Origin of the sequence: Hyphomicrobium sp. ghe19, assembly GCF_902712875.1 — a bacterium.
GTDB lineage: Bacteria > Pseudomonadota > Alphaproteobacteria > Rhizobiales > Hyphomicrobiaceae > Hyphomicrobium_B.
Map to the genome: position 1 here is coordinate 2,804,092 of NZ_LR743509.1, position 18,406 is coordinate 2,822,497.

At 58.5% G+C, this 18,406-nt stretch carries 9 protein-coding genes; 3 read left to right on the top strand and 6 right to left on the bottom strand.

The window, feature by feature from the left end:
* Positions 1-167: 167 nt before the first annotated feature.
* Positions 168-6,623, top strand: a complete 6,456-nt coding sequence (locus AACL53_RS13500) for an SDR family NAD(P)-dependent oxidoreductase (RefSeq protein WP_339085044.1) — start codon at positions 168-170, stop codon at positions 6,621-6,623.
* 78 nt (positions 6,624-6,701) lie between these two features.
* On the opposite strand, the gene AACL53_RS13505 is transcribed toward AACL53_RS13500, so the two are convergent.
* The 3 genes from AACL53_RS13505 to AACL53_RS13515 form a co-directional block, all read right to left on the bottom strand.
* Positions 6,702-7,766, bottom strand: a complete 1,065-nt coding sequence (locus AACL53_RS13505; protein WP_339085045.1) for a hypothetical protein — start codon at positions 7,764-7,766, stop codon at positions 6,702-6,704.
* A 71-nt stretch (positions 7,767-7,837) separates the two neighbouring features.
* Positions 7,838-8,506, bottom strand: a complete 669-nt coding sequence (locus tag AACL53_RS13510) for a 4'-phosphopantetheinyl transferase (protein WP_339085046.1) — start codon at positions 8,504-8,506, stop codon at positions 7,838-7,840.
* A 4-nt stretch (positions 8,507-8,510) separates the two neighbouring features.
* Positions 8,511-8,825: a hypothetical protein gene (locus AACL53_RS13515; protein ID WP_339085047.1), complete on the bottom strand. Its 315-nt coding sequence runs from the start codon at positions 8,823-8,825 to the stop codon at positions 8,511-8,513.
* A 612-nt stretch (positions 8,826-9,437) separates the two neighbouring features.
* Between AACL53_RS13515 and AACL53_RS13520 the strand changes: the two genes are divergently transcribed.
* Positions 9,438-10,820, top strand: a complete 1,383-nt coding sequence (locus tag AACL53_RS13520; protein ID WP_339085048.1) for an undecaprenyl-phosphate glucose phosphotransferase — start codon at positions 9,438-9,440, stop codon at positions 10,818-10,820.
* A 27-nt stretch (positions 10,821-10,847) separates the two neighbouring features.
* Positions 10,848-11,930, top strand: a complete 1,083-nt coding sequence (locus AACL53_RS13525) for an acyltransferase family protein (RefSeq protein ID WP_339085049.1) — start codon at positions 10,848-10,850, stop codon at positions 11,928-11,930.
* Positions 11,931-12,062: 132 nt separating this feature from the next.
* Here the strand turns inward: AACL53_RS13525 and asnB are convergent, their stop codons facing one another.
* The 3 genes from asnB to AACL53_RS13540 all read right to left on the bottom strand — a co-directional run bounded on the left by asnB (position 12,063) and on the right by AACL53_RS13540 (position 18,127).
* A complete protein-coding gene (asnB, locus tag AACL53_RS13530) occupies positions 12,063-14,003 on the bottom strand; it encodes an asparagine synthase (glutamine-hydrolyzing) (protein WP_339085050.1) in 1,941 nt (646 codons plus the stop codon).
* A gap of 273 nt (positions 14,004-14,276) precedes the next feature.
* A complete protein-coding gene (locus AACL53_RS13535) occupies positions 14,277-15,671 on the bottom strand; it encodes a polysaccharide biosynthesis/export family protein (protein ID WP_339086940.1) in 1,395 nt (464 codons plus the stop codon).
* A gap of 257 nt (positions 15,672-15,928) precedes the next feature.
* Positions 15,929-18,127 carry an AAA family ATPase gene (locus AACL53_RS13540; protein ID WP_339085051.1) on the bottom strand — a complete coding sequence of 733 codons (2,199 nt, stop codon included), beginning with the start codon at positions 18,125-18,127 and terminating at the stop codon, positions 15,929-15,931.
* Positions 18,128-18,406: the final 279 nt, after the last annotated feature.

Consider the following 18,406-nt stretch of genomic DNA (forward strand, 5'->3'; position numbering starts at 1 on the left):
ATCCATCCTTTACATTAATTTTAAGTCTACCCTGCTCTAATAATTACCAGGATTGATTAAAGGCTGAAACAGGTCCAGTTTGGCGCCCTTTTTCTCGCGCCTCTTCGTCCATCACACCGATTGGGGATTTGCTATCGGGAAACGATTACGGGGTAAACGGAGGCGGCATGACTCAGGGGGATCGGACTGATAGCGAAGATAGTGCGATTGCCGTCATTGGCCTCTCGGGCAGGTTCCCCGGCGCCTCCAATGTCGCCGCGTTCTGGAAAAATCTCCGCGAAGGCCGCGAGTCCATTCGTGTATTCACCGAAGAGGAATTGCTTGCCTCGGGCGCTTCGCTCGACGTCATTCGGGATCCGGCATACGTCAAAGCTTGCGGCTATCTGGACGGAATAGAACAATTCGATGCTGCATTCTTCGGATTGTCGCCGCGCGATGCCGCGGTATTCGACCCGCAGCACCGCTTCTTTCTGGAATGCTCTTGGGAAGCTTTCGAGGACGCGGGTTACGTCGGCGAAAAAATCGACGGGCGGGTCGGGGTCTTTGCCGCCTCCGGCGCCAGCGAATATTTCACTTATAATCTCGTCACTAACCAAGAAGTGCTGGAAACAATCGGCGCATGGCTATTGCGCCATACCGGCAACGACTCCAATTTCCTTGCCACGCGTGTTTCGTACGAGCTGAACCTCAGCGGCCCGAGCATGAACGTGCAGACGGCCTGTTCGTCGTCGCTCGTCGCAGTGCACGTCGCATGTCAGAGCCTGCTCAACGGCGAATGCGATGTCGCGCTGGCCGGTGCTTCAACGATCTATCCTGAGCAAACCGGTTATCTCTATCGGCCGGGAGAGATCCTCTCACCCGACGGCCATTGCCGCCCCTTCGACGCCGATGCCAGTGGAACCGTCATGGCTTCGGCTGCGGGTTGCGTCGTGCTGAAGCGGCTTGCGGACGCCGTCCGCGACGGTGATTGCATTCGTGCGGTGATACGCGCTTCCGCCATCAACAACGACGGTTCCGACAAGGTGGGTTACCTTGCACCAAGCGTCAGCGGGCAGGCGCGGGTGATCTCTGAAGCACTCGATCTGGCCGGTATCGACCCGAGCGACGTATCTTACATCGAGGCCCACGGAACCGGCACGCTGATCGGCGATCCGATTGAGGTCGCAGCGCTTGTCGAGGCGTTTGGTCCGGAAGTGCCGAAGCAGTCGTGCGCCATCGGTTCGCTCAAATCCAATATCGGGCACGCGGGAGAGGCCTCGGGCATTTGCGGCCTCATCAAGGTGATCTGCGCACTCGAGCACCGCGAACTTCCGGCAAGTCTTCACTATCAAAAGCCAAACCCGCAGGCCGATCTTTCGAATACGCCGTTCTTCGTCAACGCCGCTCTTCAGCCATGGAATGTCCGGTCCGGCAAGCGGCGGATCGCCGGCATCACCAGCTTAGGCGCTGGAGGTACCAACGCTCATCTCGTGCTCGAGGAGGCACCGCCGCGAAGGCCGACCGTGAGCCGCGAAAACCAACCGCAGTTGCTGGTGCTCTCGGCACGCAGCAGTAAGGCGCTCGATGCGGCTTCGAAGAACCTCGCCGACCACCTGCGCGCAGATCACCATCAGCGGCTGGACGACGTCGCCTTCACGCTGATGAATGGACGCGAGACCTTCGAGTATCGCCGGGCGATCGTCGCGAACAGCGCGGCTTCAGCTTCTGCGATGCTCGATGAGAACGACGTGCGCCGTGTGTTCACGGGCAAGGCCGCGCGCGAGCCTCATTCCGTGGCATTTCTGTTCCCCGGCGGCGGGGCGCAGTATTGCGGGATGGGGGCCGAGCTTTACGAAAAGTTGCCAGAATATCGCAAGGCGATCGACGAATGCCTTGCGGTCGTGCAACCGGGGCTCGATGTCGATCTGCGCTCCCTGATGTTCGCGCCGCCGAGTTCGGCTGAAATCTCGAACCTGCGGCTAGCCGCGCCGTCGCTCGCCTTGCCTGCTCTCTTCGCAACAGAATACGCGCTGGCCAAACTGCTGGCATCGTGGGGCATTACGCCTGCTGCCCTGATCGGCCATAGCGCCGGCGAGTATGCGGCTGCCTGCGTTGCCGGCGTTCTTTCGATGCGGGATGCAATTTCGCTGGTCGCGATGCGTGGCCGGCTGTTCGAAAAGCTGCCCCGTGGTGCGATGCTGTCCATTCCGCTTCCGGAGGCGGAAGCGCGCGCATTCCTCTGCGATGAACTCTCGATCGCCGCAGTCAACGGTCCGGCGCTGTGCGTCGCATCGGGTCCAGTTCGGGCGATCGCGCAGCTCGAGCAGAAGCTCGCCGCGGCAGAGATCGAGTGCACGCGCGTGCATATCGATGTGGCTGCGCACTCGGCAATGCTTCAGCCGATCCTGCCGGAGTTCGAACGCTACTGCCGGAAGATTGCGTTCCAGAAGCCGCGGATTCCGTTTGTTTCCAACTTGACGGGAACCTGGATCACCGACGCGGAAGCAACCGACCCTACCTACTGGGTTCGCCATCTGCGCAATACCGTGCGCTTCGATGAAGGCGCGGCAACGTTGTTGCAAACCCGTGGCGTCGCGCTGCTCGAGGTGGGTCCCGGACGCACGCTTTCGAGCCTCTGCCGTCAGCAGCCGGTGAAGGCCGCCGTCGTCGCCAATACGTTGCGCCATCCTCAGGAGAGCGTGTCCGACGTCGGGTTCCTGCTGGAAGCCGTCGGTAAGGTCTGGGCCGCGGGCGGCGACATCGATCTCAGCCGGTTGGAGCGCGGTTCTCGGAGCCGGGTGCCGCTCCCCACGTATCCCTTCGAACGTCAGCGGTATTGGATCGAAAAGGGAGCGACCCATTCCGCTCAGCCCCAGCTGAAACGCAGGAGCGACCTGACAACGTGGTTCTCTGCGCCGTCCTTCCATCGTTCTGTGCCGCCCAATCCGCTGTCGACGGAAGAGCTCGGTAAGCCGTGGCTGATATTTACAGATGGTTCATCGTTGGCGCGCGCGCTCGTGGCGCGTCTTCGCCGATCCGGCGCGACGGTTGCGACCGTGGAGGCGGCAGCTCGCTTCGCCGTGCGTGACGGGCTGACCTTCAACATCGACCCGTCGAATTCTGAAGACTACGCGAAACTGAAAGGCGCCTTGCGCCAGGAAAACGCGAGCCCAGCGCACGTTGTGCACCTGTGGGCATTGGCGCAGCGCCCATGGCGGCCTTTGCAGTCAGCGCCTGACGCCGATCTAGCCGCATGGGATCGCGACGTCGTTCGCTACTACGACAGCCTGTTTCATTTATCGCAAGCGTTTGCGTTGGGCGGGGACAGCTTCCGGCTGACTGCAATCGGTACGGCGATAGAAGCGCTCGAAGGCGAGCGCGAGGTTCATCCCGAAAAGGCGACCTTGGCTGGCGTCTGCCGAGTCTTGCCGCGCGAAACGCCCGAGGCCTCATGTTCCGTTGTGGATGTGGTGATCCCTCCGACCGGCTCGGACGCCGAAGCCCAACTGGCGGATCGCCTTCTGGCCGAGGTTCAAGGCCACAATCGCAGCCCCCTCGTCGTCCTTCGCAAGAACGGACGATGGGTGCAACGTTTCGAACAGCTGCCGCTCGAACCGGCGCCGGCGCCGCGCGCTTGGCTGCGGGAGCACGGCGTCTATCTCATCACGGGCGGACTTGGCGGCATCGGCTTGGAAGTCATGGAGCATCTGGCGCGGCATGGGAAAGCCCGCCTCGTAAGCGTCGGCCGCTCTGAGCTTCCTCAGGAAGCGGCCTGGGATTCCTGGTTGAACGACCACGGCGAGGATGACGATACCTCGCGCAAGATCAGAGGTGTCAGGAAGCTTCGTGCCATGGGAGCCGAGGTGATGCTCGCCACGGCGGACGTTACGGATCGCAAGGCGATGGCCGGTGTGATTTCAGAGGCGCGACGACGCTTCGGCCGGATCAACGGCGTCTTCCACAGTGCCGGCCTGCTGCAGGATCAGTTGATCGCGCTCAGGCCGCCGATCGCCCGCTCGGCGGTTCTCGATGTCAAGGCCAAGGGCGCCTTGGTTTTGCAATCGCTCTTCGGTGAGAACGAACTGGATTTCCTGGTGCTGTTCTCGTCGGTCAGCTCGGTTCTCGGGTTGCCGGGACAGGTGGACTATACGGCCGCGAATGCCTTCTTGGACGCTCTCGCAAAAGCCCGCGCGGCACGCGGTTGCCGCACGCGCACCATCAGCATCGACTGGAACGCATGGAAAGTCGGCATGCTTGCGACGCTGGTTCGCGAGCCGCAACAGCATGGCGCTCGAGTTGACGCACATACGGGCCCGCCGCTCGGAGATTGTCTGAGCGACGACGCGGAACAGTCACGTTTCCGCTCGGTACTGAGCCGGAAGACGCACTGGCTCCTCGGCGATCACGTCGTCAAGGGCGGCCAAGCGGTGATGCCGGGCACGGGATACGTCGAGCTTGCCCGCGCGGCTTTGGCCCATCAGCCAGAAGACAGACCTATAGAGATCCGCGATCTCACGTTCCTGCAGCCGTTCACGGTCGGCGCCCACGAGACGCGTATGTTGAATGTCACGTTGACCCGCAATGGCGACCATACCTTCACGGCGTTTGGCGATTCCAAGGAGCAACCTTTTGCGACGGCTCACGTCGCATACGTCGATGAGCCGGCGGCGCCGCAGGAATCCGTCGCGGCTATCCGCGAGCGTTGTTCCCGTTCCGTCGAGGCTCCGAACGGTCGACTTGTCCAGCACTTCATGGATTTTGGTCCACGTTGGGCCAACATCGAGTCGATCCAATTCGGAGAGAACGAGGCGCTCATCCACATCGCACTGCCGGACGCCTACAATTCAGATCTCTCAGAAACTGCCCTGCACCCCGGTATGCTCGACATGGCAACGGGTGCAGCGCAGATGCTTATCCCGGGCTTCAACGCCCTCGAGGAATTCTACGTCCCGTTTTCATATGGCCGCGTTCTGGTGCGGCGTGACCTTACCTCGAAACTCTACAGCCACGTGAGATTGCGCTCTGCAGACGGCAAAAGCGCGATCTTCGATGCCACCTTGCTCGATGAGCATGGCAACATGCTCGTCTCCGTCGAGCGTTACATCATGCGCCGCTCACAAGCGTTCGCGGCGACAGGTGCCGCCGTCTCAGACGCCGCCGCTTCGACCAAGCCGCGGGCCGCGGAAACTGCCGCGGAAGGCTACCTGCGCGAGGGCATGACGCCGTCAGAAGGATTGGACGCGCTCGACCGCATTCTCGCCAATGACATTTCCCCGCAAGTCATCGCCTCCACACTCGACGTCGAGCTTTGGCTTTCCCGATTGAATGCCGGCGCTCATCGCGTGTCTGGCGCGCAGACGACGACGGCGCAGCCTGCGGCGGACGCTGCGCGCAGCGACACCGATATCGTCGCGCCTCGCGATACCGTCGAGCGGGAGCTGGCAGCAATGTGGAAGGAGATGCTTGGCGTACCGCATATTTCAATCACGGACGACTTCTTCGAACTCGGAGGTCAATCGCTGATCGCGGTCCGTCTCCTCAATCGGATTTGCAAGCATTACGCGGTCGAGTTGCCTCTATCCGTTCTGTTTCAGGCTCCGACGATTGCCGCGACGGCAGAACTTCTGCGCGGTCCTTTCAAATCGGATGAAGAAGAAGGCCTATCAAAGACCGCCGAAGACGAAGTGACCCCGGCTTCCGGTTCCGCGAAGAGCATCAATTTGCCAGAAGCGGCAATCGAAGTCGGCGCGACAATTCCCTTCACGCCAAAGCGCTTTCAGTATTTGGTCAGCATCGCCAAAGGCGGAAATCGCCCCGCGCTGTTCTGCGTACATGGCGCCGGCGGCAACGTACTCAACTTCCGCGATATTTCCAGGGCGCTGCATAAGGAGCAGCCGTTCTTTGGTCTCCAGGCGCGCGGCATCGATGGCACGAACCGGCCTCACACCTCCATACCGGAGATGGCTGCAGCCTATCTCGAGGAGATCCGTGCACAGCAGCCGCACGGCCCCTATCTGCTGGCGGGTTATTCCGGCGGCGGAGTAGTCGCGTTCGAAATGGCTCGGCAGCTGACCGATCTCGGCGAGGACGTACCTCTCGTCGTCTTCTTCGACACTTACCACCCGCAAATGCCCCTCCAAACCGTAGACTTCGCGCGTAAGGTTTCGCGCCTGCGGAATGAAGGCCTCGGCTACGTCAGAGAAATCGTATCAGCCAGACTTCATTGGCTCCGCGAAGCACGCGAGCGCTGGCAGATCTCACGTTGCCTCCGGCAAAATAAGATTGTTCCCCTGCACCTGCGCAATCGTCATCTGACGGATAATTTCGGGAACGCCGCTTCGAGATACCGGCCGCAGCCGTGGTCTGGCCGAGCGATCCTGTACCGGGCGGCAAGCGCGAACTACGTCTTCAACAGCCGGAGCCTCTCCTATGGTTGGGACAAGGTGATCATGGGCGGCGTTGAAACCGTGGTGATCCCCGGCAATCACGATACCCTTATGCTCGGAGCCAATTCGCAGGAGCTTATGGGACACCTCAACAAGGCTCTCGAAATGGCGTGTGTCCGGCCGGGTGACCAACAGAGCGCGGCTGCGATTTTCGGAATCGGCAGCAAATCAGAGCTTTCCGATGTGCGCGCGATTTGAGCGAGCTGACGCTGTAGCAGGTCAATGACTGCCGCTTCGGCGCTCCCGCCAGGCGGGAGCGCTGTTGCCTCGATCATCCTAGCGTGAAGCGAAGGGGTTCTCGGAATCCTGTGCGCCCGCGTAGTCGCGCCTGCACGCATTGGTGACAAGCTGACGCCTCACTGCGCTCAGCACCGGCATACCCGATCCATGCAGAAAGGTTGCATAAGCGGGACAGACTTTCTCCTGTATCAGTTCCCGGCAGCCGGCCATGTCGCGCCCGGCGGCGGACTTGGCGCGCTCGCCGTATGCGACAGCATACTGCCACGCGAGTGTCTGCATGTACCGGCCTGTCTCCGGGGAGATTGACGCGGGAACTGCAGCACCCTCGGGGCTCCGGCCAAAAAGAACCGCATAGTGCACCAGCGCCAAATAGTAACGTCCGACATCGCTCAAATGCACGGCGTCGGAGAAAAGGAGGCGCACACGCGCACCCGGGGAAGTGGCCGCGATGCCTGGCACCTTGCCATCCCAAAGGGCGGCCGCCAATTCTGCCAACGCGCCTGCTCCAGGCAACACGCGGACGCGCGGAACATCGCCGCGCGCGGGCAAGTCGAGGTTCGCGCGGCTCGCGATGCACTCCCACATCAACGAAACCGTCCGCTCGTAATTGATCCAGGGCCAAGGCGCGTCAGGGTCCACGTTGAGCCAGGTGTGATAAAGCAGAACCTCGCCATCGGGATTTCCGACCAATAGGTGCTTTGCCATCTCGGTCAAATAGAACGCCGTTCGCTCTTTGCGCGCGATGGCCGGGAGGTCGTGACGTTCGGTGACAACCAGCACGTCATACTTCTCGCCGGGCGACAGGCGCCGGGGCGACCGCAGCTCCTCGGCGACATTCAAGCCAGCACCGTCGCGATTGTGGCCAGCGCTATATCCCGTCCACTCGGAGGCGGATGCCACCTCCCCTTTCGTCCGTTGGCGCAAAAGTGAGTAGCCGAGCACCTGCACTTCGAAATCCAAGCGGTTTCCGAGAGACCGCGCGATCTGCTCGACTGCCTCCGGAACACCCTCGCTGAGGCTGTGGCCGGAATAGAAGGCGCGAACGTGATCCCTGGGCGCCCATACCTCAGTGCCGGGAGCGCCACGCGCCTCTTCGCTCATGGCCAAGCCTCCGTTGCCAGTGAAGATTATCAGGGCCGCAAGAACGACCAGCCAGCCGGTACGCGCCTGCCTCACAACGCGGACTCCGACGTCACGACGACCGCACTCGCGATATAACCGTCTCTGATGGCGAAACGCCCAATAAGTCTATGATGCATCTGGAACCGGGGTACCGCCCTCTGATACGTCGCCCCAAATGTACCGGCTTGAGCGTCGACGTCGACTGCGAGATCGGCGAACTCGAGCATTGTTCCGCTGAGCGGATACTGGCACTTGAAGGCCGCCTCCTTCATGCAGAAGATGAGGTGAGCCGCAACGCCAGGCGTCACGCTGCAAATGACAGCCAGCGTCGCCCGTTCCTCGGCCGTGCAAACCGAATCCCATAGTTCAAACGCGAGTTCGTCCGCTGGCTCGAGGTCGATGCCGATTGCGGCAAAGCCCCGGTCGCGCCGCGCGACGGCCGCAGCCGCCCACCCGCCCGTATGCGTGATGCTGCCGACGAGATCGACCGGCCAGACCGGGGTTCGATCCTGTCCCCGAGGCAACGCCACGTCCGGGTGGCCGAGAGCCGCCATGGCTTTGCGCGCGCAATCCCTACCGATTGCAAATTCCAAACGGCGGCGCGGAACGGCACGGGTGACGCTGAGCGCTTCGTCAGCCAGAAGGTCCGGAGGTTCACCCGTGAGCGGCGCTTCGGCGATTGCAATTCTGGGATCGAGCAACTCTGCGAAGTATTTCACGGCATTACTCCACACGGCGCCCGGAGCGAGCTTTAAGTTCTTGGCGCCGTACCGCCGTGAGGTTGGCAACGGATGCGATCTCGGCCGCAACGTTGGTCACCTCCGGAAAGCGACGGAGATCGGTGGCAATTAAGTCGAGCGAATTGCTGGCTTTAAGATTGCGGTTCGCGTTTAGCACCACCGGGGAGTGCCCGGGCAAATTAAAGTCGTTATCGTTCATGCCCGCACGAAAGACCCCATTCATCCGTTTCAACGTAGGCGCGATATTTTGAAGTGATACAACGGCGACCTCGTTTAAAGCCACCGGCGGCACCGACAATCGGCACAGGTAATTCGTAATTCGCTCAATTTTTTTCGCCTAATGCGCAATGCGCATGATCAGCTTTTGGCAGCAACTTTTATCGGGTTTCTTTCCAAATCGCCAAGCCAAGCAACACGTTAGAATCCGGCTTTCGCTTTTCAAAGTATGAGATGGTGAAACGAAGCAAGCGGGCGCCCCGGATGTTTCCCAGTCCGGCGGCCCGCAATCTCAATGGGCCTATGAGACCCTGTTCAATTTGAGGCTGCAGTTTAATTCGCGGCGCGGAAGACTGCGCCGATAAAGCAGGCCACTTCCTAATGCCGAAAGACGCCGAATGAAAAACGACGATTGGCATCGGTAGGAGGCAGCCAATTGTCCTAGCTCTTTAATTATACTACGTACTAATGCTTGCTAAATGCTTAACCCGAGCTAAATATACTCTCTAAAAATTGCGGTGTTTTCAAAGAGATCGGGTGCTAACTCCCGAGAGGGCGCGTCAAACCCTCCTCACGGCTGCTCTTCCGATGACGATTTAATTCAAGCTGTGTGGCGGCGTATATGGCTAACACTAGTGCCCGCGTTGAGCTTGGCGCCCTTCCTCGCCGGCGGCCTCCCCGGACCTGGGCTTCCATGTTTTCGAAGCTCGATACGTGCGTTTCGGTGTTGGCGATCTTCGAAGCTGCATCGGTCATCTTGGCGGCATCCGCTGCCAAATTCCTTTACATCGATCTCTGCATCGGCCGACTTCAACCGTGGTGGCCGTATTTGGCGCCTGCTCCCCTGTTGGCGACCACGCTTTATCTTTTCCTGAAGCGGGCCGACCTCTACGACCCGAGTTCTATCAGCCAACCCGCCGTGCCATATGGCCGGATCTTCGGCGCGTTGGTGACTTCGTTCCTCCTTCTTCTCGGAATTTTGTACATTCTCAAGGTCGCGGATTGGTACTCGAGAGGGTGGTTTCTCACGTGGTTCGCCATTAGCGCGTTACTTTTGATCACTGTACGGATCGCTGGAATGCACTATGTGCGCCGGATGGTGGCGCAAGGCAGAATTCGGCAGCGGATCGCAATGTTCGGTGATCCCGATTTCATTACAGCCATGAAAGCGAGCGTCGAAACTGCAGATCCCTCACCTGCGATCGAAGGGATTTATCTGGCGCCGACGAACGCTCGTCCCGAGAATCTTCATTCCGATGGCGGTCTCGAAGAGCTTAAGAACGCGATCGAGCGGAGACGGTACGATACAATCATAATCGGCTTCCCGGCCGAACACATCGAGTCCATCAAAGCGGCCGTGAACGATCTGGCTTCGTATTCCACGGAACTGCTACTCTGCACGAAGCTCGAACGCGAACCACTTATTGTTCGCGGAGCACGACAAATCGGAACGCTTCGGGCTGACATCGTCAATTTGGTGCCGTTGTCGGAAAGCAATCGCGTTCTCAAGGCGGCCCTCGACTACATCTTGGCAGGAGCCGGTCTTTTCCTCTTGTCGCCCCTCCTCATTCTTATTGCGATCGCCATCAAACTCGATAGCCCGGGACCCGTGTTCTTCCGGCAGCGCCGATACGGTCAGAACAACCGCATCTTCCGGATATACAAATTCCGAACGATGCTCGTCACCGAAGACGGGCAGCACATCAAGCAGGCGGAACGCAACGACCCGAGAGTTACACGCATCGGATGGTTTCTGCGCCGCACGAGCCTCGATGAGCTCCCGCAGTTGATCAACGTTTTGACTGGCGACATGTCGATCGTCGGCCCCCGTCCGCATGCCTTGGCTCACGATCAATTATTCGATCAGCAGCTCGATCTATTTTCGCTTCGCCGTCGCGTTCGTCCGGGCTTGACGGGATGGGCTCAGGTTCATGGCTTTCGCGGCGAGACCAAGACGACCTTGGATATCAGAAAGCGCGTGGAACATGATCTCTATTACATCGACAATTGGTCGATCTGGCTCGACCTTGAGATCGTGATGCGCACGTTGTTCGTGCTCTTTCGAGGCGCGTACTAAAATAAGCTCTGGCGGCCGTTTCTTGAAATGCGGATTTTCGAACACGCGACGATAGCAATCAGTGCCAAAGAGGCAGACTTGCGGCGCGATGTTCATGTGCAAACGCTGCGAGGAATAGCTTGTCTTCTCATCGTCGCTTATCACGTCACAGGGACCGACGGGACCCACGGCGTTGAGATTGCGGCTGATCACCCGCTCGCAATATTTAATCTTCTGTTGGCCCCGGTTCGGCTTCCGCTCTTCACTTTCATTTCCGGCTACGTGTATGCCATGAGACCAGTCAGGGTCGGAGGTGGATCGCAATTTCTATTTGGCAAAGCTCGCCGGCTTCTGGTTCCCCTCGTCGTCGTGGGCGGACTTTATTTTCTTATTCAAGATCATGTGCCGGGAACACACTATTTTCTGCCGCTGCATGACGTTTGGCAAATTGCCATGTTTCCCTATCAGCACTTATGGTACCTGCAGGCGCTGATGCTGATTTTTACGACCACCGTCGTCCTCGAGTCTCTTCGTCAAATGGAGAATCTGAGGAGTTGGCTATTGGTGCTAGCGGCAAGCATCCTGATCTATGTGTCTATCAAATTTCCAATCGATCTGGTCGCGATCAACGAAGCCCTGTTTCTTCTACCCTTTTTTACACTGGGCCTTGGAGTTCGACGCTTCCACGAAACACTCACAACACCACCATTGGGAGCAGTGTCAGCGTTTTTTGCCCTGCTGGGTATATTCGCATATTTTTTGATGATCATGAGATCCGTCGCTTTCACTGAGCTTGATCAAGATCTGCTGCGGATAGTGATCGGAATGCCCGCATGCGTTGCGTTGTTCTGTTTTCAGGTGGAGTGCTTTCCGATCGCGTGGATTGGTGAATTTTCCTATGCGATCTATCTGTTCCATATCCTCGGCACCGCTGGCGCTCGGATCTTCTTGATGCGATGCGGTGTCACCGACACAAGCCATCTCATAATCGCATCGTTTTTAGCTGGCCTGAGCCTCCCTATCCTGATTCAGATCTTTGCAGATCGTTCTAAGGTCGCGTCCTTTCTTCTGCTTGGCCGAAATCCAAAGCGGGCCAGAGTCCAAACATCATTACCAATCTTGGCTCCGTGATCCTGCGGCTGTCGGGTTGGTCTTTAATAGGTATCCGCCGCCTCATCGCAGAAAAGACAGATGAGCGATGCCCTGCTCACGACCCGACATGTCGGACCCTCTGCGAGCGGCGCATCGAGATGGACATCTACTTCATCGGAAGACACAGTTGCGATGGCACCACCGGATGAGCACGTATATCGACCAGACTCGCGACCAGTACATCCCCGGAGCCCCGTCCAGGAAGGCGCGCCAGAGCCCCGCCACCGCTGCAGGATCGAGTCCGACTGGAGCGATGGCCTGCGGATCCCGCATGGTCTGGTCCATAGCGTCCTTGAGGCCACGACGGATCCAGCGATCGAACGGCAGCACGAATCCACTCTTGGGCCGGTCGAAGAGCGACGGATCGAGGCCGCGCAAGCCAATGCGCCGTAACATTGCCTTGCGCCGTAACGGCGCGTAGCGCACCTGATCCGGCAGACGGTCTACGCTCTCGAAGAGCACCTGATCCACTAGCGGCACTCGCTGCTCCAGCGAGGCGGCCATACTCGCCACGTCGTTGTCGCGAAGCAACCGTTCGCCCAGGAAGAGCCGCTGCTCCATGACGCTGATCGCAGAGAGCGGTGTACGGCCCCGAGTCTCGGCGTCGAGACGTCTGCGCATCTCTGGTGTCAGGCCGTCGGCCAACACATCAGCAAATCCGGGCGCCAAGAGCTCACGCTGAAAACCGGGGAGGAAGAGCGCGTAGGCGAGCTGGTAAAGCGAGAGCAGATCATCGGCGTGGCGAACCATCTCTGGAAGCTTGGCCCAGCGGGTCTGGGGCGGCACCGCCCCTCCGGCCCGCCGCAGCGGCCAGGTCGCGAGTGTAGCCGCTGCCGCTTGCAGTTCGCGCGGCACCCAGCTGATGCGCTGCGACCATTGCTGGAGGACCGGAAGATCGCGGTAGGAGGTGTAGCCACCAAAGAGTTCGTCGCCCCCCGTGCCCGACAACGCCACGGTAAACCCGGCGTCGCGTATGACCTTCGACATGTAATAGGCGTTCAAACCATCGAAGGTCGGCTGATCGAGACTATCGAGCGCCGAGTCGAGCTTCTCGACGAAATGCCCCTCCGTCAACACGACCTCGTGATGCTGGGTTCCTATAGCGGCCGCAATCCGGCTCGCGATTGGCCCCTCATTGAGTTCCTGTTCCTCGAACGCCATCGTGAAAGTGTGGATCGGGGTCTGCGCAGCGCGCTGCGCTATGTTGGCTATCACGGAAGAGTCGACACCGCTCGATAAGAAAACCGCGACGGGCACGTCGCTGGCGAGGTGGAGCTTGAGCCCATGCTCGAGGACAGCTGCCAAGCCGCTTTCATCCATCGTCTGATCGGGGGACCGCTCGGGGATGCTCCAGTAAGTCTCCTGGCGGACTTCATTGCCTCTACCATCCAACTCGAGCAGAGAGCCCGGCCACATAAGCTCGACATCTTTGACGGCGCTATTGGAGCCGGTCACAAAGCCGTTCCAGACACAACTGGCGACAGCCCGAGGATCGAGTTGGGGTGTTCCCAAAAGTCCGGACGCGAGGAGCGCGCGGAGTTCCGAAGCAAAGGCGATCGACCATTCCGCGTTTGTGTCCGTCGCGCGCGCTACATACAGAGGCTTGATGCCCAGAGGATCCCTGGCCAGCAGCAGTCTGCGCTGCTTCGGATCCCAGCAGGCGAAGGCGAACATGCCGCGCAGCCAGCTCACTGCAGACGGTCCATGCAGCGCGAGCGCACGCAGCATAATCGCCGTATCGCCTGTGGACTTGAACTCTTGTCCCTCGCCGACCAAGCGCTCGCGCAATTCTGAAAAGTTGTAGATCTCGCCGTTAAAGACCACGACATGCCCGGTCACCGGGTCGATCATAGGCTGGGCGCCAGCGGACGAGAGGTCGAGGATGGAAAGCCGGCGATGGGCCAACAGCGCGCCCCAACCGCGGTCATCCGGTTCGGCGGTCCAGATTCCACTGCCGTCCGGGCCGCGGTGGATAAGAGCCTCGCTCATGCGCTTCAGTGCGGAGCGATTGTTCTCGTCCAGCCGTCCGATAATTCCGGCGATGCCACACACAGGGCGGAACCTCAAGAGAGAAGAAAGGCTTCAGATTGGTCGAGCCAGAGGCTCATTCTTGGCGACCGCTCTCCTGCCCCGCCTCGTCCTCACTAAATCTGCGATTACAAAGACGCTGACCCATTAGGATAACGCGAGGTCAGCCAACAAAAGTAAAGTCGGCCTGGCAATTATGGTCAAGGCGCCGGGATTCATACCCGGTTCGTATCAAGTGTTGCCAATCGTTGGCTCCGGCGAACGAGGCCGCCTGGAGCTCCATTTTGGATGCCAGTATTACGGCGAGACCACGGTGGTCGTGCTGTTTGTAAGGACGTGAGCGCCCGAAGCGATATCGGCGACTGTTCGGCCACTGACCATTGCGCCCGAGGCCGTCGATGTCCAAGTATTCACGTACAAGAGGAACTTCGTGACTTCGGTGGACTCGGCATTGGCCGCGTAGATGAGGTCTTTATCGCGCATCTGGAACCGCTGCCCGAGGAAGAAGCTGGACGGATCGCGGAAATTGGCTCTGTAGATCGTCGGAATCACCCTCTGGTCGGGTGCGAATTTCTTCAAGTCGACGCCCATTCTAGAGAGTGTCTCACGGCGCTCCGGACGGTACAGGAAGACCTGCGCCGGATTAGCGCGCGCATCGGCAAGACCTCCGGCTCTCGCTATCGCTTCATTTAGAGATAGCCGCTCTTGGTCAAACGCGTACTGAGCGCTCACCGCCGATGAATTGCCGCCCTCCACGACGCCGTTGCCAATGGATGCCAATGCACCAAATCCGATATAGGTCTTCGGTTCGCGCGTGACATAAATCACGTCACCTGCCGCGACAAAGATGTTCTCTGCCGGGTTTGTAATGAGCCTCGTGAACGGAACTTTAGCGATCTGACCTTTGCGCTGCAGTGTCACCAACAGGTCGTAACCTGCGAATCTGCCTCCGCTGGGAGCGGCACTTCCACCCCCTCCGTTGGCTTTGGAAATCATATCCAAAATCCGCTCGCCGGAGCCGATTAGCTTTATTTTATTGCCCCCCGCGTCTCCAATCACGGTGACTGAGTCGGCGTTCTGTTCGACGATATTGACAATGACTTGCGGTTCTATCGCGCGCTTCGCGAGTTTCGCTTCGATGTCCCGCTGGACTTCGGGCACCGTACGCCCCGCTGCTTTGACGGATCCGGCGTACGGAACCGAGATGTTGCCATTGCCGCCGACCGCTTGTGATGGAAGCGTAACGTAGTTGCCTGCACGGGAGGCATTCTCCCCGGAGGTAAACAGGCCGCCTGTCGATGATTCGAAGATCGATACCTGGAGAACGTCACCAACGCCGACTCTGACTACCGGCGCCGGGCCGCGTTGCGTGCCAAAGGTCCGGTATAGCGAATCGGGTGCAATGTTCTCTAATACGTCAATGACAATCGGACTGATATCTACAAGAGCGTAGTCGTACGCGGCGACCTCTCGCGGTGTAGAAACTTCCGTAGTCGCTCCGCGATGGATTTCTCGATATTCGGGCCCGTTTACAGGGAAATGCGAGCATCCCGACAGCACAAAAGCCGCCAGCAGCGGCAAGCGCGCGGCGACCGGAGACAATGCCTTCTGCACGCCAAACAAGGTGCGCATGACCTTATCGGTTATACGCATGTTGGGCACGACAGTGCGCTCGGTGTGAGCGACCAGCACATTCCCCAATTGACTTCCCCCACGGAACTTCAAGTCGGAAAACTAATGATCAGATTAGTGGTTGGAAGTGCTCATATGCGATTCGTTCGAGTTAAGCATAATGGAAAAGCCAAATGGGCCACGCCGCACACTGAGCATTTGCTCAAAGAATAGCTGAAGGCCGTTGAACATGCTGCAATTCAGCCACACGCCCTGGCCAGACTATGTGCTGATGCAATCAGCGATGTCCCGATGGTTAAGAAAGGAGCCTCTACATCTCACCCGAGATAGTAGGCTCCCACTCTCCTGCCTTTGTAGGCTTCGATGCTGCGCAAGGTCGCCGGATCGGCCTTGTTGAGGATCGCGCAAACGATGCGATCACGGATGCCTTCCACTTCCGAAAGAGCTTCCTCAACAAGACGCTGCTTGGTCTCACCCCACTCGATGACAAAAACGAATTGATCAATGAAGCGCTCAATAATCTTGACGTCTACAACTGACATTATCGGCGGAGCCTCAATCACGATGAAATCATAGGCTTCGCGGGCCACTTCGAGAAGCTTCTCCATCTGAGAAGAGCCGAGCAACTCGGATGCATTGACGATAGGTTCGGACAGAACGCACGGTAGCACATCCACTTTGGAGCGTTCGCGCCTGACCACTAGAGACGAAAGCCGCGATGGATCGGCCAGAGCCTCGATCAATCCCTCGTTGGCATCGGGCACCAACTCCCGTGTAACCATCCGCCGACGCAAATCGCAGTCGATGATCAGCAGTCGCGACGTCGCGGACATGCTCATGAGATCCGCGAGGTTATTCGCGACAGTTGTCTTGCCTTCCTGTGAAACGGAAGAGACGACGCAAATCGTCAACCCGCCTTTTTTATTTCGCCGTGTAGCTTTGATCAATGCGCGGACATGCCGAAATTGCTCCGTAAATCGCGAGTACGGAGCCTCGACGACATAGTCGGCGATACTGGCGGACTTTTGTTTGCGTATCGTTTCCAAGACGACGCAATAAAGCCCAGTAGCGCGCTTCACTTGATCTGGCCTGCGGAACACGCCAGCCGTCCATTCTCTCGCTACCGCCGTGCCCATGCCTGCAAAAAGGCCAAAAACTATACCTGCTCCGAGCACGAGCAACGATTTGCTGCTCTTGTGCAACGGTGGGGCTGCCCTCGTGATGATATGGGCGTCCTCGTTCTCAAGCCGACTCTGATTCATCTCATTGAATTTGCGCAGAGCGGAATTGTACAGCGCACGGAGTGCACGCGCAGTTGTCTCAAGCTCGCGATACTTGATCTGTAATTGTCCGTCCAATTTGGACACCCGAGCTGATAGCTCATCATTCCGGTTCGTTGTAGATTCTGCAACGGAGAGATCGCTCAAATCCCCGGCCTGCTCCGTGTCTATGGCGTCCACCGCCGCACTGTCGGACACCGAATTCTCCTCGGGCGCCGCAGCAATTCGTAGTTCCTCATTTCGAATAGCGTTGTCCAGGTCGTCCATCTGCTTACGGAGCTTGATCACCGCGAGATGCGCCGGTCCTAATGTATGCTCTAGCTCGCGGGCCTTGGTTGCCACGTCGACATACTGAGACCGCAGCCTCATGATCAGCTGGTTGTCCGGGACCGCATTGAACAGATTGTTTGTCTTTTTGAACTCTTGCAGCTCTCTGTCGGCTTTGAGAGATTGTTGTTTAAGGTCCGTCAGCCGGCTCTCCAGCAACTGGCTCACCATTTTACCGGAGTTGATTTTGCGCCGCTCAATATTGGCGATGTAAGTGTCCGCGATGGCGTTGGCGATTTTCGCCGCCTTCATAGGATCCGGCGAAGCGTAGGTTACATTGATTACGTTCGGGACATCCGCACGCTCCACAGTCAGTCGAGTCAGAAGCTTCTCGACAGCAGTCCTTTCAAGCGCGGTATCGAGGTCGATAGACGTCCCCGATTTCAATCCAAGAGATTGCTTTATGGATTCTTTCAGCTTCCTGAAGCTGGCCCCGATGCTTTCAGCAGCACATCCGATGTCGGCGTTGACCAAACAACTGGACAAGCTCGGCGAGTCCGGTGAAATTTCCGAGCGTGGTGGGCCAACGAATTCTGGATCGTGAGCCAAGTCCAAAGAACGGACGACCGGAACAATAATACTGTCGGACGACAGCACATAAATCTGGCCGCCGAGATCCATATCGTCGAGCGTCGGCTCGTCGATGATTTTATTGGTCTGTAAGTATCGATTAACAGACCGATCCAACAGAATACGCGCGCTACTTTTATAGATTTCAGGGGCAATCACGACATACGTGATTCCAGCGGCCAAACCGACCAAACATCCAATCAGCGGCAAAAGCCACGATCTCCGTAGGATCCAGAAAATGTCCGAGACCCTGACCGGTGATCCATTGTTTGCTTGATAGGACGCGTCGAATCCAGACGGATACTCATTGTCGGGGACGCGGATGTTCGATAAGTCCAATGTTGTTTTTCCACTCATTACGCTGAAAGTTCTTGCACGATCAATGAGCCAGGATGGGTCAAGTACTGGGCAATTGCAAGTAACGAGCCAACCTAGCAATTGATCGCCTTTTTGGTGCAATCCCTCTCCGTTGCAGATCATACATTTAACGACGCCTGCGTGGCACGGTAGATTAACTTCCATATCATTGAATAAACGAATGTGCCCATCGGCCCATTTTGGCTGTCGTCCGGCATCGATACAAAAGGGGACACCATTTTTTTTGATGGTCCATTTCTT

Coding starts and splice junctions, on each gene's coding strand:
- AACL53_RS13520 (WP_339085048.1), top strand. CDS start 9,438: ATGTTTTCGAAGCTCGATACGTGCGTTTCGGTGTTGGCGATCTTCGAA.
- AACL53_RS13525 (WP_339085049.1), top strand. CDS start 10,848: ATGCGGATTTTCGAACACGCGACGATAGCAATCAGTGCCAAAGAGGCA.
- AACL53_RS13505 (WP_339085045.1), bottom strand. CDS start 7,766: ATGAGCGAAGAGGCGCGTGGCGCTCCCGGCACTGAGGTATGGGCGCCC.
- AACL53_RS13500 (WP_339085044.1), top strand. CDS start 168: ATGACTCAGGGGGATCGGACTGATAGCGAAGATAGTGCGATTGCCGTC.